This is a genomic window from Rhizobium tumorigenes (assembly GCF_003240565.2).
GTDB lineage: Bacteria > Pseudomonadota > Alphaproteobacteria > Rhizobiales > Rhizobiaceae > Rhizobium > Rhizobium tumorigenes.
Genome location: NZ_CP117255.1, coordinates 2,323,189 through 2,344,515 on the forward strand (window position 1 = coordinate 2,323,189; position 21,327 = coordinate 2,344,515).

Annotated in this window: 18 protein-coding genes; 15 read left to right on the forward strand and 3 right to left on the reverse strand. The window is 62.9% G+C overall.

Features of this window, described 5'->3' with window-relative positions; all coding sequences use genetic code 11:
* The first annotated feature begins 45 nt into the window (after positions 1-45).
* From PR017_RS11415 to PR017_RS11450, 8 genes are read left to right on the forward strand one after another with little or no spacing between them, the layout of a single operon-like run.
* Positions 46-2,364 (forward strand): bifunctional salicylyl-CoA 5-hydroxylase/oxidoreductase, encoded by a 2,319-nt coding sequence (locus tag PR017_RS11415; RefSeq protein ID WP_111222452.1) that lies wholly within the window; start codon positions 46-48, stop codon positions 2,362-2,364.
* A 9-nt stretch (positions 2,365-2,373) separates the two neighbouring features.
* Positions 2,374-3,162, forward strand: coding sequence for an SDR family NAD(P)-dependent oxidoreductase (locus PR017_RS11420; protein ID WP_111222451.1), 789 nt, complete (start codon positions 2,374-2,376; stop codon positions 3,160-3,162).
* Positions 3,159-4,010: an enoyl-CoA hydratase family protein gene (locus PR017_RS11425; protein WP_111222450.1), complete on the forward strand. Its 852-nt coding sequence runs from the start codon at positions 3,159-3,161 to the stop codon at positions 4,008-4,010. The genes PR017_RS11420 and PR017_RS11425 overlap by 4 nt, the downstream gene beginning before the upstream one ends.
* Positions 4,011-4,013: 3 nt before the next feature.
* Positions 4,014-5,195 carry an acyl-CoA dehydrogenase family protein gene (locus PR017_RS11430; RefSeq protein ID WP_111222449.1) on the forward strand — a complete coding sequence of 394 codons (1,182 nt, stop codon included), beginning with the start codon at positions 4,014-4,016 and terminating at the stop codon, positions 5,193-5,195.
* A gap of 14 nt (positions 5,196-5,209) precedes the next feature.
* A complete protein-coding gene (locus PR017_RS11435) occupies positions 5,210-6,397 on the forward strand; it encodes an acyl-CoA dehydrogenase (protein WP_111222448.1) in 1,188 nt (395 codons plus the stop codon).
* 7 nt (positions 6,398-6,404) lie between these two features.
* On the forward strand, positions 6,405-6,836 hold the full coding sequence (locus tag PR017_RS11440) for an acyl-CoA thioesterase (RefSeq protein ID WP_111222447.1): 432 nt from the start codon (positions 6,405-6,407) through the stop codon (positions 6,834-6,836).
* The gene (locus tag PR017_RS11445) at positions 6,814-7,209 is read left to right on the forward strand and encodes a RidA family protein (protein WP_111222446.1); all 396 of its coding nucleotides are present in this window, start codon (positions 6,814-6,816) and stop codon (positions 7,207-7,209) included. Before PR017_RS11440 ends, PR017_RS11445 begins: the two co-directional genes overlap by 23 nt.
* 10 nt (positions 7,210-7,219) lie before the next feature.
* Positions 7,220-9,184: a 3-hydroxyacyl-CoA dehydrogenase NAD-binding domain-containing protein gene (locus PR017_RS11450; RefSeq protein ID WP_111222445.1), complete on the forward strand. Its 1,965-nt coding sequence runs from the start codon at positions 7,220-7,222 to the stop codon at positions 9,182-9,184.
* 6 nt (positions 9,185-9,190) lie between these two features.
* Here the strand turns inward: PR017_RS11450 and PR017_RS11455 are convergent, their stop codons facing one another.
* Positions 9,191-10,399: an adenylate/guanylate cyclase domain-containing protein gene (locus PR017_RS11455; RefSeq protein WP_111222444.1), complete on the reverse strand. Its 1,209-nt coding sequence runs from the start codon at positions 10,397-10,399 to the stop codon at positions 9,191-9,193.
* Positions 10,400-10,614: 215 nt separating this feature from the next.
* Here PR017_RS11455 and PR017_RS11460 point away from each other — a divergent pair, with 215 nt between their 5' ends.
* Positions 10,615-11,961, forward strand: coding sequence for an LLM class flavin-dependent oxidoreductase (locus PR017_RS11460; RefSeq protein WP_111222443.1), 1,347 nt, complete (start codon positions 10,615-10,617; stop codon positions 11,959-11,961).
* 52 nt (positions 11,962-12,013) lie between these two features.
* Positions 12,014-12,556 carry a carboxymuconolactone decarboxylase family protein gene (locus PR017_RS11465; protein WP_111222442.1) on the forward strand — a complete coding sequence of 181 codons (543 nt, stop codon included), beginning with the start codon at positions 12,014-12,016 and terminating at the stop codon, positions 12,554-12,556.
* A gap of 5 nt (positions 12,557-12,561) precedes the next feature.
* Here the strand turns inward: PR017_RS11465 and PR017_RS11470 are convergent, their stop codons facing one another.
* A complete protein-coding gene (locus tag PR017_RS11470; RefSeq protein WP_111222441.1) occupies positions 12,562-12,990 on the reverse strand; it encodes an OsmC family protein in 429 nt (142 codons plus the stop codon).
* 158 nt (positions 12,991-13,148) lie between these two features.
* Between PR017_RS11470 and PR017_RS11475 the strand changes: the two genes are divergently transcribed.
* The 5 genes from PR017_RS11475 (at position 13,149) to PR017_RS11495 (ending at position 20,026) form a co-directional block, all read left to right on the forward strand.
* A complete protein-coding gene (locus PR017_RS11475) occupies positions 13,149-14,414 on the forward strand; it encodes a glycerate kinase type-2 family protein (protein ID WP_111222440.1) in 1,266 nt (421 codons plus the stop codon).
* Between the two features lie 95 nt (positions 14,415-14,509).
* Positions 14,510-14,665, forward strand: coding sequence for a hypothetical protein (locus PR017_RS11480; protein WP_153816486.1), 156 nt, complete (start codon positions 14,510-14,512; stop codon positions 14,663-14,665).
* Between the two features lie 342 nt (positions 14,666-15,007).
* The gene (gene ggt, locus PR017_RS11485) at positions 15,008-16,687 is read left to right on the forward strand and encodes a gamma-glutamyltransferase (protein WP_240539165.1); all 1,680 of its coding nucleotides are present in this window, start codon (positions 15,008-15,010) and stop codon (positions 16,685-16,687) included.
* Between the two features lie 235 nt (positions 16,688-16,922).
* Positions 16,923-18,371: an MFS transporter gene (locus tag PR017_RS11490; RefSeq protein WP_111222438.1), complete on the forward strand. Its 1,449-nt coding sequence runs from the start codon at positions 16,923-16,925 to the stop codon at positions 18,369-18,371.
* A gap of 83 nt (positions 18,372-18,454) precedes the next feature.
* The gene (locus tag PR017_RS11495; protein WP_111222437.1) at positions 18,455-20,026 is read left to right on the forward strand and encodes a VOC family protein; all 1,572 of its coding nucleotides are present in this window, start codon (positions 18,455-18,457) and stop codon (positions 20,024-20,026) included.
* Between the two features lie 239 nt (positions 20,027-20,265).
* Here the strand turns inward: PR017_RS11495 and PR017_RS11500 are convergent, their stop codons facing one another.
* A complete protein-coding gene (locus PR017_RS11500; protein ID WP_111222436.1) occupies positions 20,266-21,297 on the reverse strand; it encodes a hydroxyacid dehydrogenase in 1,032 nt (343 codons plus the stop codon).
* Positions 21,298-21,327 lie beyond the last annotated feature (30 nt).

Sequence of the window (21,327 nt, forward strand, 5' to 3'; positions counted from 1 at the left end):
CTTTCGACGTGCAGCGACATGCACCGCGACAGGGAAGGATTGACGATGAAGATCGTTTGCATCGGTGGTGGCCCGGCTGGTCTTTATTTCGGACTTCTGATGAAGAAGCTGCATCCCGGCCATGCCATTCGCATCGTCGAGCGCAACAAGCCCTATGACACCTTCGGCTGGGGCGTGGTGTTTTCCGACGCGACGATGGAATCGATGAAGGTCTGGGATCCGGAGAGTGCCGCCGAGATACAGGATGCCTTCAATCACTGGGACGATATCGAAGTCTGGTTCAAGGGCACGAAACAGCGCACCTCCGGCCATGGCTTCGTCGGCATCGGCCGCAAGAAGCTCCTCAACATCCTGCAGCGCCGCTGCGAGGCGCTCGGCGTGGAACTGATCTTCGAGACCGACGCCACCTCGGACCTCGATTACCCAGATGCCGACCTCGTCATCGGCTCCGACGGTCTGAACTCGAAGATCCGCAACCATTATCCGGAGATATTCCAGCCGGACATGATCACCCGGCCGAACCGTTATATCTGGCTCGGCACCAACAAGCTGTTCGATGCCTTCACCTTCGATTTCCGCAAGACGGATCACGGCTGGTTCCAGGCGCATATCTACAAGTTCGACGAGCAGACATCGACCTTCATCATCGAGACGACGGAAGAGGCCTACCGCGCCCACGGCCTCGACACCATGGAGCAGCAGGCCTCGATCGATTTCTGCCAGGACCTGTTTGCAGAAGCGCTGGACGGCGCGCCACTGATGACCAATGCACGTCACATGCGCGGCAGCGCCTGGCTGAATTTCAACCGGCTGATCTGCGGCAAGTGGAGCCATTTCAACGGCAATTCCCATGTCGTGCTGATGGGCGATGCCGCCCACACCGCGCATTTCGCCATCGGCTCCGGCACCAAGCTTGCCATCGACGACGCCATCGAACTCGCGCGCCAGTTCGAGATCCACGAGCACAGCGCCGACAAGATCCCGGCCGTTCTGCATGCCTACGAGGAGATCCGCCGGGTTGACGTCGCCCGCATCCAGAACGCCGCGCGCAACGCGATGGAATGGTTCGAAGTCGTCGGCACCCGCTATGCCGACGCGCTGGAGCCGGAACAGTTCATGTATTCGATGCTGACCCGCTCCCAGCGTATCAGCCACGAGAACCTGCGGCTGCGCGACAGGCACTGGCTGGAAGGCTATGAGCGCTGGTTTGCCGAGAAATCCGGGCTGACGGTGGGCAACGGCCGCTGCCTGCCGCCGATGTTCACGCCATTCACCCTGCGCAACGTCACCCTGCCGAACCGCCTCGTCGTCTCGCCGATGGCGATGTATTCGGCAAACGACGGCTTGATCAACGACTTTCACATGGTTCACCTCGGCGCCCGCGCTCTGGGTGGTGCTGGCCTGATCTTTGCCGAGATGACCTGCGTCTCGCCGGATGCACGCATCACGCCGGGCTGCCTCGGTCTCTGGAACGAGGAGCAGGCCGCCGGCTGGAAGCGCGTCGTCGCTTTCGTCCATGGCAATGGCGATGCCAAGGTCGGTATCCAGATCGGCCATGCCGGCCGCAAGGGTTCGACCAAGCTCGCGTGGGACGGCATCGACCAGCCGCTCGACGACGGCAACTGGCCGTTGATTTCGGCCTCTGCCATTCCTTACCTGAAAAACAGCCCGGTGCCGAAGGCAATGGACCGCGCCGACATGGACCGCGTCAAGGCCGACCATGTGCGCACGGTGGAGCTTGCCGTCACCACCGGCGCCGATTGGCTGGAGCTGCACTGCGCCCACGGCTACCTGCTGTCGAGCTTCCTGTCGCCGCTAACCAACCAGCGCACCGACGAATATGGTGGCAGCCACGAAAACCGCGCCCGCTATCCGCTGGAAATCTTTGCCGCCATCCGCGCCGTCTGGCCGGACGACAAGCCGATTTCCGTGCGTCTCTCCTGCAACGACTGGGCCGACGGCGGCAACACGCCTGAAGACGCAGCCGTCTTTGCGCAGATGTTCAAGGATGCCGGCGCCGACCTGATCGATTGCTCCTCGGGACAGGTGTCGAAAGAGGAGAAACCGGTTTATGGCCGCCTGTTCCAGACGCCGTTTTCCGACAAGATCCGCAACGAGATCGGCATCCCGACGATCGCCGTCGGCGCCATCTCGGAGGCCGATCATGCCAATTCCATCATCTCGGCTGGTCGCGCCGATCTCTGCGCCATCGCCCGGCCGCATCTCGCCGATGCCGCCTGGTCATTGCACGAAGCAGCAAAAATCGGCATCACTTCCATTCCCTGGCCGAAACAGTACCAGTCGGCCAAATCGCAGTATGAAAACAATCTCGCCCGTGCGGTTCCCGCCGCGCCGGCCAAGTGAGAGCCTGACATGACCCATTCGGGCAGACTTGGCGGCCGCCATGCGCTCGTCACCGGAGCAGGAAGCGGCATCGGTGCGGCGATTGCCCGCGCGCTGTCCGCCGAGGGCGCCAACGTCACGCTGGCCGGCCGGCGGCTGGAGCCGTTGCAGGCGCTGGCCTCCGAACTGGGCGTAGCGACCTTTGTTGCGGACGGCTTCGACGTTACCAGCGCAGACGCCATCGCCGCTGGCTTTGCAGCCGCGAAGGCTAAATTCGGTCCGGTCGATATCCTGGTCAACAATGCCGGCGAAGCCCCGAGCGCGCCATTCGAAAAGACCAGCCTTGAGATGTGGTCGCGGGTCATCGCTGTCGACCTGACCGGCGTATTCCTGGTGACGCAAGCAGCAATGACAGATTTGCGCGCCCATGGGCAAGGTGCCCGTATCATCAACATCGCCTCGACAGCCGGCCTCACCGGCTATGGCTATATTTCGGCCTACACCGCAGCCAAGCACGGCGTGATCGGGCTTACCCGATCGCTGGCGGTCGAGCTTGCCAGGACTGGCATCACCGTCAACGCCGTCTGCCCCGGCTTCACGGATACGCCGATCCTCGATCAGTCGATCAACAGGATCGTCGAGAAGACCGGCCGAACTCGGGAAGAGGCAAAGGCGGAATTCACCAGATCCAATCCGCAGGGGCGGCTGGTGAGACCCGAGGAAGTGGCAGACACCGTGATATGGCTGGCCTTGCCCGGTAGCGCGTCTATCAACGGCCAGGCAATCGCGGTTGCCGGCGGGGAGGTTCTGACGGGATGAGCGAGCGCGACATGACGATGCAGGGCCATCTGCGCCCCCTCAGGGACTATCGACCGAAGACCTTCCTCTGGGATGTCAGCGAAGACGGACGGGTAGCATTGCTGCGGCTGAACCGCCCGGAACGCAAGAACCCGCTGACCTTCGACAGCTACGCCGAGCTGCGCGATCTCTTCCGCGCCCTAGCCTATGCCTCCGACGTCAGAACCATCGTCATCACAGGTGCCGGCGGCAATTTCTCCTCAGGCGGCGACGTGTTCGAGATCATCGAGCCGTTGACACGCATGGCGATGCCCGAATTGCTGGCCTTCACACGCATGACCGGCGATCTCGTCAAGGCGATGCGCAAATGCCCGCAGCAGATCATCGCCGCCGTCGATGGCATCTGCGCCGGCGCCGGCGCGATACTCGCCATGGCGTCCGATTTGCGCGTGGCGACGCCAGAGGCCAAGACCGCCTTCCTGTTTACCCGCGTTGGCCTTGCCGGCGCAGACATGGGCGCCTGCGGAATGCTGCCGCGCATCATCGGCCAGGGCCGTGCCGCCGAATTGCTCTATACCGGCCGCTCCATGTCATCGGCCGAAGGCCATGCCTGGGGCTTCTACAATGCCCTGCATGCGAGCGCCGATCTCGAGGCCGAAGCCACCAAGCTCGCCCGCTCGATCGCCGATGGCCCGTGGTTTGCCCATGGCATGACCAAGACCATGCTGAACCAGGAATGGGCGATGGGCATCGACGAAATGATCGATGCGGAAGCCCAGGCCCAGGCGATCTGCATGGCGACACAGGATTTCCGCCGCGCATTCGAGGCATTCGCCGAAAAGCGCCGGCCGGAATTCAAGGGAGACTAGGCGATGCAGCCGGTAGCTACCCTGAAAGGACCAACCCGCGACCATCTCGACTGGCCGTTTTTCGACATCAGCCATCGGCAGTTCGCCGAACGGCTCGATGCCTTCGCCGCGTCTGCACCGATGGTCGCCATCGATCACGCCGATGTCGACGGCGCCTGCCGCAAGCTGGTGCGCGCGCTTGGCGATGCCGGCCTGCTCGAAGCCGCCGTCAGTGCGCCCGACGACCCGATGCCGATCGATTCCCGCAGCGTCTGCCTCGCCCGCGAAACGCTCGCCTGGCATGATGGACTGGCCGATTTCGCCTTCGCCATGCAAGGCCTCGGCACCGGCGCCATCGGCCTGTCCGGCTCCGGGGCATTGCGGTCGTCCGTACTGCCAAAAGTCCGCTCCGGCCAATGGGTTGCGGCCTTCGCGTTGTCGGAAAAGGATGCCGGCTCCGATGTCGCGGCCATGAGCTGTGCCGCCCGCCTGGAGGGCGACCACTACATTCTCGATGGCGAAAAGACCTGGATTTCCAACGGTGGCATCGCCGATGTCTGCACCGTTTTTGCCCGCACCGGCGAAGCACCGGGCACGCGCGGTATCTCTGCCTTCGTGGTCTTTGCGGACGACCCCGGCTTTTCGGTCACCGAACGTATCGAGGTGATCGCGCCGCATCCGCTGGCAACGATCCGCTTCGATGCCTGCCGCATCCCGGCTTCGCGCCGCTTGGGCACACCCGGCGAAGGCTTCAAGATCGCCATGCGCACCCTCGACATCTTCCGCGCCTCGGTGGCAGCCGCCGCCCTGGGCTTTGCGCGCCGGGCCCTGGATGAAACGCTCGGTCATGTCCAGGAACGCCCGATGTTCGGCGCCCGGCTTGCCGACCTCCAGTTGACGCAGGCAGCGCTCGGCGATATGGCGACCGGCATCGACGCAGCGGCTCTTCTCACCTACCGCGCCGCCTGGCGTCGCGACGTGCAGCAGCTGCCGACGACCCGCGAGGCGGCGATGGCCAAGATGACGGCAACGGAGACAGCGCAAGTCGTAATTGATCGCGCCGTCCAGCTGTTTGGCGGGCGCGGCGTGAAAACGGGCGAGATAACCGAGAAACTTTACCGCGAGATCCGCGCGCTTCGCATTTATGAAGGTGCGACCGAAGTGCAGAAGCTGATCGTCGCGCGCGAACTGCTGAAATCAAAGTGATGGGAGAGAAACCAATGGCGCATAGCCGCGAGATATTCGACTGGGCCGACCCTTTCCGTCTGCAGGACCAGCTGACCGACGACGAACGCATGGTCCACGACACCGCTCGCGCCTATGCGCAGGACAAGCTGGCGCCGCGCGTGCTGGAAGCATTTCGCCATGAAAAGACCGATCCCGCGATCTTCCGCGAAATGGGCGAACTCGGCCTGCTCGGCCCGACCATCGCACCTGAATACGGCGGCTCCGGCCTCGGCTATGTCGCATACGGCCTGATCGCCCGCGAGGTCGAGCGCGTCGATAGCGGTTATCGCTCGATGATGTCGGTGCAGTCCTCGCTGGTGATGGTGCCGATCGATGCTTTCGGCTCGGAAGCGCAGAAGCAGAAGTACCTGCCGAAGCTTGCCACCGGCGAATGGATCGGCTGCTTCGGCCTGACGGAACCCAACCACGGCTCCGACCCAGGCTCAATGGCAACGCGCGCCAAGAAGGTCGACGGCGGCTACCAGCTGACCGGGTCGAAGATCTGGATTTCCAATTCGCCGATTGCCGACGTCTTCGTCGTCTGGGGCAAGACCGAGGACGGCGTCATCCGCGGCTTTATCCTCGAAAAGGGCTGGAAGGGCCTGACCGCACCGGCCATCCACGGCAAGGTCGGCCTGCGCGCCTCGATCACAGGCGAAATCGTCATGGACAACGTCTTCGTGCCGGAAGAAAACCTGTTGCCCAACGTCACCGGCCTCAAGGGCCCGTTCACCTGCCTGAACTCGGCCCGCTACGGTATCGCCTGGGGCACCCTCGGGGCTGCCGAGGATTGCTACGCCAGGGCACGCCAATACGTCCTCGACCGGCATCAGTTCGGCCGGCCGCTCGCCGCCAACCAGCTGATCCAGAAGAAGCTCGCGGACATGACGACCGAGATCGCACTTGGCCTGCAAGGTTGCCTGCGGCTCGGCCGGATGAAGGAGGAAGGCCACCCGCCGGTAGAACTGACGTCGATCCTGAAGCGCAACTCCTGCGGCAAGGCGCTCGACATCGCCCGCAACGCCCGTGACATGCTCGGCGGAAACGGCATTTCCGACGAGTTCGGCATCATCCGTCACATGGTCAACCTCGAAGTGGTCAACACCTACGAGGGCACCCACGATATCCATGCCCTGATCCTCGGCCGTGCCATCACCGGCATTGCCGCCTTCGCGAACTGAGGCTGTCGTGGCATTCAAGACGACAAGGCCGTTGCGCTTCGGCGATTGCGATCCCTCCGGGATTGCATATTTCCCGTCCTACCTGAACATCCTCGTCGGTGTTCTCGAGGACTATTTCGCAGCGCTCGGTTTTCCCTGGAAGACGATGATCGAAGAGCGGCGGATCGGCGTGCCGACCGTCCGCCTCGACCTGACCTTCTCGTCCCCCGGCTTTCAGGGCGACGAACTGGAATTCGTTGTAATCGTCCGTCGCATCGGCCGCGCCTCCCTCGATCTCGAGCATCAGGTTTCGGCCAGGGGCAAGATCCTCTGGACAGCCACCCACCGCGTCGTTGCCACGAACCTCGACACACAGCAATCGCTTGCCTGGCCGGCCGACATCAGCGCCGCGCTGGAACACCATCTGGAGAAGACCGATGCACACGATCCTGCAGCCTGAGGGCTGGGCCAAGCCGATCGGATACGCCAACGGTGTCGCCGCGACGGGTCGCACGGTATTCGTCGGCGGCCAGATCGGCTGGAATGCCGCTTGCGAGTTCGAGAGCGATGACTTTGTCGATCAGGTCCGCCAGACCCTTTCCAATATCGTCGCCATCCTCGCCGAAGGCGGTGCCGGGCCACAGCACATCACGTCGATGACCTGGTATTTCACGGACAAGGCCGAATACCTCGCCAACCTCAAGGGCGTTGGCCAAGCCTACCGCGACGTCATCGGCCGGCATTTTCCGGCGATGGCTGCAGTGCAGGTCGTCGGCCTCGTCGAGGACCGCGCCAAGATCGAGATCCAGGCCACCGCCGTCGTTCCGGAATAGGAGAGCGGCGATGTCGGCAACGACCTTTTCGGAGAGCGTCTCGGGCGAGACATCGGACGGCGTACTGGTTGTCACCCTCGACAACCCGCCGGTCAACGCGACGTCGAGCCACGTGCGCGCCGGCATCATGGCAGCGCTGGATCATGCGGCAGCAACGGCGTCGATTGTCGGCATCGTCATCACCGGCGCCGGTCGCACATTCGTTGGCGGCGCCGATATCAGGGAGTTCGGCAAGCCACCGATCGAGCCCCATCTGCCAGATCTCATCAACCGCATCGAAGCCTTTGAAAAGCCGATCGCCGCTGCCGTAAACGGCGCGGCACTGGGCGGCGGCTGCGAAATCGCCCTCGCCTGCCACAGCCGTATCGCTAACCCGAACGCCAGCTTCGGACTGCCGGAAGTCAAACTCGGCCTTGTGCCCGGCGCCGGCGGTACCCAGCGTCTTCCAAGGCTCATCGGCACGGTTGCTGCCCTCGATCTCATCGGAACCGGGCGGATGGTCAAGGCTGCGGAAGCAGCATCGCTCGGTCTTGTCGATGGCACCAATGCCGATGAGCGGTCAGCGGCCATTGCGATGGTACGAACACTTGCAGGAACTCCGCTCCGGCGCACCGGTCAGTTGGCCGTTCCGCAACAGGATATCGCAGCGGTAGAGGCTGCAGCGGCGAAGGTCGTCGGAAAATCGCGCGGCCAGGCAGCACCCGTCGAAGCCGTGCGGCTTGTCAGGCTAGCAGCCTCCACGACACTTGCCGATGGCCTGTCGGACGAACGCGCGACATTCCTTGGCTTGCGCGACTCCGAGCAATCGGCAGCCCTCCGCCATGTCTTCTTCGCCGAGCGCGCCGCCGGCAAGGTCGATGGGCTCGCAGGCATCGCGCCCCGCAGCATAGATACCGTCGGGATCGTCGGCACCGGCCTCATGGGCGCTGGCATTGCGGTGGCGACGCTTAGCGCCGGCTTCCGGGTCGTCGCGATAGAGCAGACCGAAGGCGCCGCTCACAAAGGCCAGGAGCGCATCGCGACCATGCTGCAAAAGGCGGTGCAGATCGGCCGTCTCGACGCCGACGGCCTTGCCGATCAGCTCGGCCGCCTGACCGTCACCAGCGACATGACGGCGCTAGCCGATGCAGACCTGGTCATCGAGGCTGTGTTCGACGACATAGCGGTCAAGACGGCGCTGTTCCAGCGGCTTGATGGCATCGTCCGCGCAGATGCCATCCTTGCCACCAACACCAGCTATCTCGATCCCGACGCCATTGCCGCAGAAACACTTCATCCACATCGAATCCTCGGTCTGCACTTCTTCTCCCCCGCCAACATCATGCGGCTGGTGGAAGTGGTGAATTGCGCGGAGACGGCACCGGATGCGCTGGCCAGCGCCCTGGCCTTTGCCAAGCGTCTCGGCAAGCTGCCGGTCGTCTGCGGCGTCACCGAAGGCTTCATCGGCAACAGCGTCTTTTCCGCCTACCGCCGGGAGGCCGAGTTCATGCTCGAGGATGGCGCGCTGCCCCACGAGATCGACGAAGCGCTCGAAGCATACGGCTTTCCGATGGGCCTCTTTGCCGTCTACGACATGGCAGGCCTCGAAATCGCCTGGGCCCGCCGCAAGCGTCAGGCGGCAACGCGCAACGCAGATGAACGCTACGTCCCGATTGCCGACCGTCTTTGCGAGGCCGGCCGCTTTGGCCAGAAGTCCGGGCGCGGCTGGTATGCCTACCCGGACGGCAAGCGGACCGTCGATCCCGAAGTGACAGCGTTGATCGAGCGGGTGCGGGCCGAAAAAGGCATCACCCCGCGCAGTTTTTCGTCGGAGGAAATCGTCGCAAGGCTATTGCGGGCCATGGCCGACGAAGGCAAGGCCTTGCTCGAAGGTGGTGTCGCCGCTCGCCCGGGCGACATCGATCTCGTGATGATCAACGGCTACGGCTTCCCGCCTCACAAGGGCGGTCCGATGTTTGCCGCCGGCAATCGCTGAACCCGGTCAGGCCGCGTGCATCAGCGTGAACAGTTCCTGCGCCCGCTTCACGCCCCGAAGCGCATAGCGGCCGACGGAGACGAGATCGTTGCGCTGGGAAACCTCAGCCGCGGCAACGAAGTTCGACGACATCAGCACGTCGCGGTCGACGGAGTGACACATCGAGGCGATGCGGCTGACCTCGTTGACCGCCGGCCCGATGACGGTGAAATCAAGCCGGTCCTGGCTGCCGATATTGCCGTAGAACACTTCTCCGATATGCAGGCCGAGATAGATCTCCGTCACCGGCCTGCCCTCGATCTGCCGCTGGGCATTGAGATTGCGCAACCGCTCCCGCAGCAGCGATTCTGCCTTGAGGGCCGCCGCACAGGCATCGCGCTCGTCACGCGCCTTGAAGATCGCCAGCGTGCCGTCGCCGATCAGCTTCAGCACGTTGCCGCCCGCCTCGTGAATCGACGAGATGACGGCGTCGGCGTAATCGTTGAGCATCGGGATGATCTCGTCGGGCTCTGCCGTATCCGAGATGCGCGTATAGTTGGCGAGATCGGAAAACCACAGGGCCGCCGAGATGCGCTCCGTCTTGCCGCGCGTGATCTTGCCGCCAAGCACATGCTGCGCCGCGTCTTCGCCGAGATAGACTTCGGCGATAGTGCGGGCAATCCGACCGAGCGCCGTGCACTTGATCGCCAGCGCCAGCGCAGGCACCAGCCGGCGCAGCGTGGCGATGTCTTCGTCCGGGAAGCCATCCTTGTCGGCAGTGGCGAAATGCGCGAAAAAGCAATCCATGTCGCCGATCGTACCGGCGTCTTCGAAAGGATGGGCAAAGGCGATGAAGTCGGTGACGCCCGCGTCCTTCAAGACATCCAGCGTGTAAAAATCGACAGGATCGCCAAAGCCTATTCGACGGCGAACTTCAGATGTCATGGTTTCCTGCAAATAGTAAAACGCCGACTTCAGCCAGTTTTCCGCAGCGATACCCTGATTGGTCGAGCCATATTCGAACACCGGCTCGATCACTTCGGTGCTGTCCCAGCGAAACACGCGACCTTCGTAGACTGGATGCAACGTGTCCATCAGCGCCATGCCGCGACTAAGCTGCAGCCCGCTTCGGCTGCAGGCCTCGCAGAAGCCGCTCAAAAGATCGATTTCAGTCGCGCCCTTCAGACCTCGCTGCATCAGCCATGCGGTAATATCTGCGATGTCTTTCTCATGCATGGATTGTTGTCCCCGAGGCTTGAAAGCTTGGTCTATTCCCAATTTGCCATACGGAAAAGCCGGGCGATAAAAAAAGCTTGGTCACCTATGTATTTTCCTAGGCGCGACTTCTGGCGCCCGACCGTTGATTGATACGAATGCATCCCCCATCTCAAGTGATGCAATTGCTGCATCGCAGACTGGCGGTGCCAAGAAAATTTGAAAAGGATCCCCCGATGTCCGGCCAGAAGCAAATGAAGCTCGGCGCTTTCATGCGTCCTGTCAGCCTGCACACCGGTGCCTGGCGCTATCCCGGAGCCTATCCGGATGCCAATTTCAACTTCAGGCACATCAAAAATTTTGCCCGGAAACTCGAATCCGCCAAGTTCGACGCCTTCTTCATGGCCGATCATCTGGCCGTCCTCAACATGCCCATCGAGGCCCTGAAGCGCAGCCATACGGTGACATCGTTCGAGCCGTTCACGCTGCTCTCGGCGCTGGCTGCGGTGACCGAGAAGATCGGCCTTGTCGCCACCGCCTCCACCACCTTCGAGCAGCCCTACCATATCGCCCGGCGCTTCGCCTCGCTCGACCACATCAGCGAAGGACGTGCCGGCTGGAACATCGTCACCACGTCCAATCCCGACGCCGCCCTCAACTTCGGCCTCGAGGATCATGTCGAGCACGACGAGCGCTACCGCCGGGCGCGCGAATTCTATGACGTCGTCACTGGCCTCTGGGACAGCTTTGCCGACGACGCCTTCGTCCGCGACACCGAAACCGGCATCTTCTTCGACCCGGAAAAGATGCACGTGCTCGACCACAAGGGCGAAAGTCTCTCCGTGCGCGGCCCGCTCAACATTGCCCGTACGCCGCAGGGCTGGCCGGTCATCGTCCAGGCCGGCCAGTCGGAGCCCGGCAAGCAACTGGCAGCCGAGACCGCCGAAGTGGTATTTGCAGCACCCCGCGATCTCAAGACCGCAAAGGCGCTCTATGCCGACATCAAGGGCCGCATGCCTGGCGTCGGCCGCAACCCGGACCACCTTAAAATCCTGCCGGCCGCCTTTGTCGTCGTTGGCGACAGCGTCGAGGAAGCGCGCGCCAAGCGGGCCCGCCTCGACAGCCTGGTGCATTACGACAGCGCCATCGCCTCGCTGTCGATCTCGCTCGGCCACGACGCCTCGAAGTTCGACCCCGACGCCCCTCTGCCGCAAATACCCGAAACCAACGCCAGCAAGAGTGGCCGCGAGCAAGCGATCCGCATGGCCGAACAGGAAAACCTGACAGTCCGCCAGCTCGCCCAGCGTCTGGGTGGTTACGGCGGGCTGGCCTTCGTCGGCACGCCCGAGACCATTGCCGCCGAAATGGAAACGTGGCTGTCGGAAGAAGGCTCGGACGGCTTCAACGTGGTCTTCCCCTTCCTGCCGCAGGGGCTCGACGATGTCGCCGACCGCCTGGTGCCGGAGTTGCAGCGGCGCGGCCTTTTCCGCAAGGAATACGAAGGCATCACCCTGCGCGACCATCTCGGCCTGCCACGCCCGGACAATCGTTTCTTTCCCGCCGTTTCGGAAGCCGCAGAGTGACAGCGCTGTGGAAATCGGCAAGAAGAGTGCGATCCCTCCGAGAGCAGCGCCGATGAGCCATCTGTCACACCTCGACTACGCCACAGCATCAGAAGAGGCCCGCGCCGAGCACGACCGCGAGGTCGCCCTGCGCGGCCGGATGACCAACATGAAGCGGACGCTGCTGCATTCGCCTGTGGCCCACCGCATCTATGCCGAATGGTTTACCCTCCGCGAAGAGCTGCGCCCCGATCTCGACGACCGCGCCGTCTGGCTTTTCTGCCAGGCAATCGCCATCCAATGCCGCTCCATCATACCCGTCGGCTTTTTCCGTCGCGCGCTGATCAATGCCGGCCTGACACCCGAGACGATCGAGCCAAGCCCAGACGAGGCCACGCTGATCGCCTTCGGCAAGGCAATGGTCGCGGACTCCAACGCCATTCCCGACGACCTCTGGGCCCGCCTTAAAGCCCGCTACGATGAGCCGACGCTGGTCAACCTCGTCGCCTTCGCCGGCATCATGATCGCCACGGCGATCTTCAACAACACGGTCAAGATCGACATCGATCCCGAACTTGGCCCCTTCCTTGAAGGTTTCGTGATGCCGCCCCGCTAATGGGCCTAGCCAACCACCACCGTTGAAAATTCAGGGTTGCCGCGGATGGTGTTGCTGACGGTGCAGATCTCGCCTTCGGCGGCGTGGGCAATGGCGTTACGGGTTTTGTCGTCGAAGTCGCCCTTGATGGTGAAGACGATTTGGAACGTCTCGACGCGCGACACGCCCGAGGACGCCTTCTGCCCCGTTACCTCGGCCGTCACTTCGGATAGCTTGTCCAGCACGCCCATCTGTCCTGCGGCCATGCGGGCGCTGAGCACGAGGCAGGCGGACAGCGATGCGTAGAGCAGGTCGAGCGGGTTGAAGCCGACCTGCGACGGTGCCGTCACCACGTTGATCTCGCCGCCGGTAACCGACGTCACCTGCGGAAAGCCGGTGCGGCCGAGCACGGCCTTGGCACCCGTCTGCCGTTCCTTGCCCTTCAACGCAACCATGTCGAAAACCCCTACCTGCAATTCACCTGTCGATACGAAACAGATAGGCATTTCGCGTCAGGGAAACAATCGCCGTCCTTCCGTCAACCCCGCCGTTGAGGCTTGCAACGGGAGCGGCGTTGGTTCATGCCCGTGTTAACGACATCAGGCAGGCAACCATGACCGTCACCGATCCCCGCGCCTTTCTCACAGCCCTGTTCGATGCGGCCGTCGCTGCGGCCGATCCACTGGCCGGCATCCGCCACCATCTTCCACGGCAGCCGAAAGGCCGAACCATCGTCATCGGCGCAGGAAAGGGCTCGGCGCAGATGGCCGCGGCGCTGGAAAGCTGCTGGGACGGACCGCTGGAGGGGCTCGTCGTCACACGCTACGGCTTTGCCGTCGCCTGCGAGCGCATCGAGGTCGTCGAAGCCTCGCACCCCGTCCCCGATCGATCAGGGCTCGATGCCGCGACGCAGCTGCTGCGTCTGGTGCAGGGGTCGAGTGCCGACGATCTGGTGATTGCGCTGATATCGGGAGGCGGGTCGGCGCTGCTGCCTTCTCCGGCCGGAGGGCTGACGCTTGACGACGAGATTGCCGTCAACCGCGCCCTCCTTGCATCCGGCGCGCCGATCTCCGTCATGAACACTATCCGCAAGCATATCTCGACTATCAAGGGCGGCCGGCTTGCCGTCGCAGCCTATCCGGCAAAGGTCGTGACCCTTGTCGTCTCCGATATCCCAGGCGACAACCCGGCGCTCGTGGCCTCCGGCCCGACGATTGCCGGTGCCGGCAACCGCGCCGACGCCCTGGACCTCATCCGGCAATATTCTCTCGCCCTTCCCGCCAATGTCCTCGCGCACTTGGCAAGCCCGCAAGCCGATGCACCGGCGACCGACGATCCACGCTTTGCGCGCAACGAAGTTCACCTGATCGCCTCCGCCGGCGTTTCGCTGGAGGCGGCCGCGAACGCATCCCGCGCCTTCGGCATCGAAGCGGCCATCCTGTCGGACGCGATCGAAGGTGAGGCCCGGGAGGCGGCCCATGTCCATGCCGCCATTGCCCGCGAAATAGCGGCGCGCAATCGCCCGTTCGCAAAACCCGTCGTGCTTCTCTCAGGGGGCGAGACCACAGTGACGGTGGCGGGCGATGGCAAGGGTGGCCGAAACTCGGAATTTCTCCTGTCTCTCGCCATCGATATCGACGGTTTTGAGGGCATCGACGCCATGGCGGCCGATACGGATGGTATTGATGGTAGCGAGGACAATGCGGGAGCCTTTGCGGACGGCAGTAGCGCTGTTCGCATGCGCGCGGCCGGCATCGTGCCCGCCGATCGCCTGCGCAATAACGACGCCTGGTCGGCTTTTCACGCTATCGGCGATCTCTTCGCCCCCGGTCCAACCGGCACCAACGTCAACGATTTCCGCGCCATCCTGATCCGCTAGCGCAGCAACCCAGCAAGGCTATTGATTTAGGATTTGGAGCAATCGTCGCATCGACCATAGGCTGCGGCGGTGGATGTCCAGCGGAAGAAATGGCTGTGGCAGCCAACGCATTCGATTTTGGTGACGGGACTTTTCTTGGCGGGACGCGCAAGAAATGGCAGGCGATTCTCGGTCTTCCACTGCTCAAGCCTGGTGACGATCATGTCGCCCTCCCGCAAACCGCGTTCTGTCTCGAAACAAGACTGCCCTAGTTTGGAAATTTTACGAGAGGCTGGCCTGTCCAGACACACTAAATTTTTCCAACAGCGTTAATCCATAGTAAAAATACAATAAGTACTCCGTGAGAAATAGGGCTCTATTGTTGAAATCTACAGACAAGCCCCGCCATAAAGCGTTCACCCGACGATTCAAGCGACTCACGTTACAACGCGACAGGACGGCATCGTTGTTACTTCCGATTGAATTGTGACTGGACATATGAAGAAGGCAGCCCTCTTCTGCGGTGTATCCTGTTTCGGAGAACCGACATGCACCTGACTGCCAACCGCCTGACCCTGACCGCCCTGATCCTCACACTCGACCTGATAGCAGTGATGCCGGCCTCTGCAGCCTCCCCGCAACCGGTGAAGGCAGATCACGGCATGGTGGTCACGGCCCAGCACCTGGCGACGGATGTTGGCGTCGCAGTCCTGAAAAGCGGTGGCAACGCTGTCGATGCTGCTGTCGCGGTTGGCTATGCCCTCGCGGTTGTCTATCCGACAGCTGGCAACATCGGCGGAGGCGGCTTCATGACCATCCGCCTGAAGGACGGCAGGACAACCTTTCTCGACTTCCGCGAACGGGCGCCGCTGGCCGCCACCAAGACGATGTATCTCGACGACAAGGGCAACGTCGTCAAAGGCGCGAGCACCGAGGGTTACCTTGCCGTCGGCGTGCCGGGATCGGTGATGGGCCTCGAGACGGCGCGCGAAAAATACGGCACGAAATCGCGCGAGGAGCTGATGGGGCCGGCAATCCGCTATGCCCAGGAAGGCTTCACGCTCGACCAGGGCGATGTCGTCGAACTCGGCGGCGGCCAGAAGCGCCTGTCGCGCGACCCGGCTGCGGCTGCCATCTATGTCAAGCAAGATGGCAAGTCGTTTGCGGTCGGCGACCAGTTGCGCCAGCCGGACCTCGCTGCAACCTTGTCGCAGATTGCCGAGAACGGACCTGACGGCTTCTACAAGGGCCGGACGGCAGATGCGATCGTCAAGGCTAGCCAGGACAAGGGCGGCGTCCTCGCCAAGGCAGACTTCGAACAGTACAAGGTCCGCGAACTCACACCGGTCACCTGCAATTACCGGGGCTACGAAATCGTCTCCTCGCCCCCGCCCTCCTCCGGCGGCGTCATCATCTGCGAAATCCTCAACGTGCTGGAAGGCTATCCGCTGTCCTATCTCGGTTACGGCTCGGCGGAAACAGTACATCTGATGGTCGAGGCCATGCGCCACGCCTACGTCGATCGCAACGCGGCCCTCGGCGACCCCGACTTCATCGACAACCCGGTCGCCAGGCTGCTCGACAAGGGATACGCCAAGCAGATCCGCGACAGCATCGATCCCTACCGCGCTGGCGTCTCCAAGGATCTGATACCGAAGGGTTTTGGCGAAAGCCACGAGACCACCCACTATTCGATTATAGACAATGACGGCAACGCCGTGGCCGTCACCTATACGTTGAACGGCTCGTTTGGCGCCGGCGTCGTCGCGCCCGGTACCGGCGTGCTACTCAACAACGAGATGGACGATTTCACCTCCAAGCCCGGCGTGCCCAACCTCTATGGCCTGGTGCAGGGCGAGGCCAACGCCATCGAGCCGAAGAAGACGCCGCTGTCGTCGATGAGCCCGACCATAATCGCCAAGGATGGCAAGCCATTCATGGTCATCGGCAGCCCCGGCGGCGCCCGCATCATCACCATTACGCTCGAGACGATTGTCAATGTCATCGATTTCGGCATGGATATTCGCCAGGCCATAGATGCCCCGCGCATCCATCATCAGTGGCTCCCTGACAAGGTGTTCACCGAACCCTACGCGCTGTCGCCCGACACGATGCGGCTGCTTGCCGGCATGGGCTACAACGTCGCAGTCGACAAGGACTGGCCGATCTGGGGCCAGGCAGCCGGCATCATGGTCGGCGGCAAGAGCCTTGCCGAGATCACAGCCGGCGGTGGTGCGCGCTACAACGGCGCGATGGACAGCAGGGCCGGTTCCGGTACGGCGAGCGGCTACTAGCGCGTTATCTGTCGGCAAATCCGGCCGGCGCCCGCCAGATCCGCGCGAAACTGTTGCAGGTCTGCAAAATAAGTCTGCCTTTCTATTTTTGCGGGGTTGATCTGCATAATTGCATATAGCAATGCTGGAAAACGAGGCGTATACCGGCCCCGTTCAAATGCGGCTCTTGCGCCGTTACCAGATTTGCGGGTCTGCCCCCGGGCTCCCACCGCACCACCGAGAGCGATAACCGACGATGTCGGATCAGACCTATCCGTCCGCCTCCCGGCCGGCGGCACCCAATTTCCGTACTATTGCGCTGATCGTCGCCAGTTCGATGTTCATGGAACAGCTGGACGCCACCGTGCTGGCAACGGCCCTGCCGACGATGGCGCGCGACTTCAACGTCAGCCCACCGGCGATGAGCATCGCGCTGACATCCTATCTGCTCAGCCTGGCGATTTTCATTCCCGCCAGCGGCAAGATCGCCGACCGCTTCGGCTCTAGAACCGTGTTTCGCAGCGCGATAGCCGTGTTCGTGTTCGGCTCCATCCTCTGCGCCCAGGCACCGACATTGTCCTTCCTCGTGGTCGCCCGGCTGATCCAGGGCATCGGCGGCGCCATGATGATGCCGGTCGGCCGTCTCGTGCTGATGCGTAGCGTCGACCGCAAGGATCTGGTCTCGGCCATGTCCTGGCTTCTGGTGCCGGCGCTGATCGGCCCGATCGTCGGACCGCCGGTAGGCGGCATGTTCGTAACCTACCTCGACTGGCGCTGGATCTTCTACATCAACGTGCCCATCGGCATCCTCGGCTTCGTGCTCGTCAGCATCTTCATCGAGGACGTCAAGGGACCGGCGAACGGCCCGTTCGATCTCTCGGGCTTCATCCTGTCCGGCATTTCGCTGGGCTCCCTGCTGTTCGGCTTCGAGATGTCGAGCCGCTCCGGCGAAGGCTCGATGGCAATCATGCTGATTGCAATAGGCGTGCTGTTCGGCATCGCCTATCTCAGACACGCCCGGAAGCACCCCTCGCCGATCATGGATTTCTCGCTGATGCGGGTCCCGAGCTTTGGGGCGTCCGTCATCGCCGGCTCGCTCACCCGCATCACCCAAGGAGCCCAACCGTTTCTCATCCCGCTGATGCTGCAGCTCGGTTTCGGCATGTCGGCAGCCGCTGCCGGCCGTATCGTCATCGCCACGGCCATTGGCTCCATGGCCATGAAAGCCCTGCAATCAAAGGTGCTGAAACGTTTCGGCTTCCGCAACAGCCTGATGGTTTTCGGCGTCATCGGCACGCTCGGCTACGGCACCTGCGCCGCCTTCCGTCCGGATTGGCCGATGCCTCTGATCTTCGTCATCCTGATGCTGTGCGGCTTCTTCATGTCGTTCCAGTTCACGGCCTACAACACCATCGCCTATGACGAGATCGACCGCGACCGGATGAGTGCTGCCACCAGTTTCTACACGACCTTCCAGCAGCTGATGCTGTCGCTCGGCATCTGCGTCGCGGCTCTGGCGCTGCACGGCTCGATGTTCATCCAGGATCACCAGCAGGCCGAACTCAACGATTTTTCAGCCGCCTTCATCGTGGTCACCCTGATTTCGCTGAGCGCAACGATCTGGAACTCCCGCTTTTCGAAGACCGCCGGCGCCGAAATGAGCGGCTACAAGAGCAAGCGTCCGTCGCCGATCAGTGAACACTGAGGGCTCGAAGGGCGCATTGATGCCGGCCCTCCTTCCGGTCTAGATGGCTTATGTCGCAAAGCGCGCAGAGCCCTGGAGCAGAGATGGTCGCCGGTATTCACCACATCACGCTGATCACCCGCAAGGTGCAGGCAAACGTCGATTTCTACGCGGGCTTCCTCGGGCTGCGGCTGGTCAAGCGTACCGGCGGCTTTGAGGATGCGACGCAGCTGCACCTGTTCTACGGTGACGCCAGCGGCTCGCCCGGCTCGCTGGTAACTTTTCTCGTCTGGGAAGACGGGTCGCCCGGTCGCGCCGGCTACGGCCAGACCGGCGAGATCTCGCTTGTCATCGATCCCCTCAGCATCGGCTTCTGGCTGACCCGATCCCTCACCTTCGGCCTGAAGGTAGAAGGGCCAATGGATGAATTCGGCGAACCGGTGCTGCGGCTCAAGGACCCTGATGGCATGATCGTCAAGCTGGTCGGAAACACCGGATTGCACGCCGGCACGCCATGGGCATCGGACGGCATCCCCGGGGAACACGCCATCCGCCGCCTGCGCGGCGCGACGCTGTTTACCGAGAAGCCCGGTGAGACGCAGTCTTTCCTCGAACGACATTTCGGCTACCGGCTGCAGGCGACCGCCGGCACCATCCGCCGCATGGTCTCGGAGCCCGGCGACATCATTGATGTCCGGGATGCCGCCGGCTTCTGGTCGAGCGCGCCGGGAACAGGCACCGTCGATCACGTCGCCTTCCGCGCCAGCGACGATGCCGAACTGCAGGCCGTTCTCGGCACTCTGCAGGATTCAAATTCGGGCACTATCAACGTCCACGACCGAAAGTATTTCCGGTCGCTCTACGTCCGCGAGCCCGGCGGTATCCTGTTCGAACTCGCGACCGGTACGCCCGGCATGCTGATCGACGAGGACAGCAGTACACTCGGAACGAAACTGTTCCTCCCGGCCGGCAATGCCGAGCGGGAGCGCGAACTGACGCTGCTGATGCCGCAATTTGCGATGCCGGGCGAGCCGAGGGTGATCTATCGCGACCTGCCCTTCGTTCACCGCTTCTATACGCCGGAAGATGCAGACGGCAGCGTGATCGTGCTGCTGCACGGCTCCGGCGCTAGCGAAACCAGCCTTTTGCCGATGGCCAGCAAAATCGCACCACGCGCCACGTTGCTTGCGGTCCGGGGACGCGCCGAGGAGGACGGGCTACCGCGCTGGTTCCTGCGCCTCACGCCCTTCACCTTTGTCCAGAGCGATATCGTCAGCGAGGCCGAAGCCTTCGCCGCCTTCATCGACGGCGCCATCACATCCTATGGCCTCGACCGTCACAGAACCGTCTATCTCGGTTATTCCAATGGCGCCAACCTCCTCAACGCAATGCTGTCGCTCCATCCGCACGTGATCCACCGTGTCGTACTGCTGCGTTCGATGCCGGTCCTCGACCAGCGTCCGCAGGCTGATATGAGTGATGTGGACGTGCTGATGATCTCGGGCGAATTCGACGACTACGGCCGCTACGCTGAAACGCTGCGCAGCGAGCTTGCCGCCGCTGGTGCCAGCGTTGACTTCAAGATGGTGCCGCATGGGCATGAGTTGACGGTCGACGATGTAAGGATCGTGCAGGCCTGGCTGCATACGCATCAAGCCGTGGACGAGGCCGTCTGAGACACTGCTGAATCAGGTCGTCCGGCGCGAGACGCCCCCCTCTGTCGGCGACGCCGACATCTCCCCCACAAGGGGGGAGATGAGCCGCAGGCTTCCCGGCTGCCTTACAAGAAATACGAGCGAGCTTTGATGCTCTATGGTCTGCGGCTCGCGCCACAGCCAATCTCCCCCCTTGTGGGGGAGATGTCACGAAGTGACAGAGGGGGTCACTTGCGCCGGCGCTTTGAAACCAGCTCGTACTAGTTCTTCGTCACCGGCTTGGAGCGCATCCGCGATACCGTTTCGCGCTCGGCGCGCTTGCAGCGCATCGGCGGCAGGCCTCTATCCATGAGGTCCATGTCCTCGATGACCATGTCGCCCATCTTCTTGAAGGCGCTGTCGAGGGCGCCGGCGCGGTGTGCGGAGCGGATGAAGCCCTTCAGACGGCGCACGGGATGATCCTTGCCCAACGGCTCTTCCGGATAGACGTCGCTGGCAGCGACGATGTGGCCCGAGGCGACCGCTGCCATCAGCGCGTCGAAATCGACGACGTCAGCGCGGCTGAGCAGGATGAAGGCCGCCCCCTTGCGCATGCCGGCAAAGGCCTCGGCGCCTAGAAAGCCCTTGTTTTCGCTGGTGACGGACGCGACCACAAAGACGAAATCGCTGTTCGACAGCACATCGTCGAGGCTGGCAGGCTGCACACCAAAATCCGCGAGAATGGAGCGCGGCATCCAGGGATCGTAGACCTTTATCTTCGCCCTGAAGCCACTAAGCACCCTGTTCAGCGCCTTGCCGAGATCGCCGAAGCCGACGATGCCGATATCGGAGCCACTGAGCTGGCGAGCGCCGGCATTGCCGTCGCCGCCCCAGAGTTCGTTGCCTTCGCGAAACGCCACGTCCGCATCGACGATACCGCGCGCCAGACTGAGAGCGAAACCGAGACCGATCTCGGCCACGGGCTCGGCAAACACCTGACCGGTGGTCACAACATGGATGCCTCGCTGGAACAGCACGTCATAGGGCATGTTGTTCATCAGGTTGCTCTCGACGTTTAGAATGCAGCGCAGTTGCGGCATCCGGTCGAGCGTTTCATGGGAAAGCGGCGGCTGGCCGATGATGTAGCGCGCCCGGCCGAGAATATCGTCGCCAAGGCCGGCGATGTTTTCCGGGTCGGCTTCGACGATCTCGTAGGTCGCCCTGAGATGCGCTAGCGCTTCCGGCGTGAAGATCAGTTCGAGCGTGCGCGGCTCGGGCGCGCTGATGGCCAGCGGCCGGTCTGTGGTGGGCATATGATCTCCTGTCGTCAGACGCCACTCCCC

Excerpts from the sequence above, each read along its gene's own strand:
- PR017_RS11415 (WP_111222452.1), top strand. The coding sequence starts at position 46 with ATGAAGATCGTTTGCATCGGTGGTGGCCCGGCTGGTCTTTATTTCGGA.
- PR017_RS11420 (WP_111222451.1), top strand. The coding sequence starts at position 2,374 with ATGACCCATTCGGGCAGACTTGGCGGCCGCCATGCGCTCGTCACCGGA.
- PR017_RS11425 (WP_111222450.1), top strand. The coding sequence starts at position 3,159 with ATGAGCGAGCGCGACATGACGATGCAGGGCCATCTGCGCCCCCTCAGG.
- PR017_RS11430 (WP_111222449.1), top strand. The coding sequence starts at position 4,014 with ATGCAGCCGGTAGCTACCCTGAAAGGACCAACCCGCGACCATCTCGAC.
- PR017_RS11435 (WP_111222448.1), top strand. The coding sequence starts at position 5,210 with ATGGCGCATAGCCGCGAGATATTCGACTGGGCCGACCCTTTCCGTCTG.
- PR017_RS11445 (WP_111222446.1), top strand. The coding sequence starts at position 6,814 with ATGCACACGATCCTGCAGCCTGAGGGCTGGGCCAAGCCGATCGGATAC.
- PR017_RS11450 (WP_111222445.1), top strand. The coding sequence starts at position 7,220 with ATGTCGGCAACGACCTTTTCGGAGAGCGTCTCGGGCGAGACATCGGAC.
- PR017_RS11455 (WP_111222444.1), bottom strand. The coding sequence starts at position 10,399 with ATGCATGAGAAAGACATCGCAGATATTACCGCATGGCTGATGCAGCGA.
- PR017_RS11460 (WP_111222443.1), top strand. The coding sequence starts at position 10,615 with ATGTCCGGCCAGAAGCAAATGAAGCTCGGCGCTTTCATGCGTCCTGTC.
- PR017_RS11465 (WP_111222442.1), top strand. The coding sequence starts at position 12,014 with ATGAGCCATCTGTCACACCTCGACTACGCCACAGCATCAGAAGAGGCC.
- PR017_RS11470 (WP_111222441.1), bottom strand. The coding sequence starts at position 12,990 with ATGGTTGCGTTGAAGGGCAAGGAACGGCAGACGGGTGCCAAGGCCGTG.
- PR017_RS11475 (WP_111222440.1), top strand. The coding sequence starts at position 13,149 with ATGACCGTCACCGATCCCCGCGCCTTTCTCACAGCCCTGTTCGATGCG.
- ggt (WP_240539165.1), top strand. The coding sequence starts at position 15,008 with ATGCCGGCCTCTGCAGCCTCCCCGCAACCGGTGAAGGCAGATCACGGC.
- PR017_RS11490 (WP_111222438.1), top strand. The coding sequence starts at position 16,923 with ATGTCGGATCAGACCTATCCGTCCGCCTCCCGGCCGGCGGCACCCAAT.
- PR017_RS11495 (WP_111222437.1), top strand. The coding sequence starts at position 18,455 with ATGGTCGCCGGTATTCACCACATCACGCTGATCACCCGCAAGGTGCAG.
- PR017_RS11500 (WP_111222436.1), bottom strand. The coding sequence starts at position 21,297 with ATGCCCACCACAGACCGGCCGCTGGCCATCAGCGCGCCCGAGCCGCGC.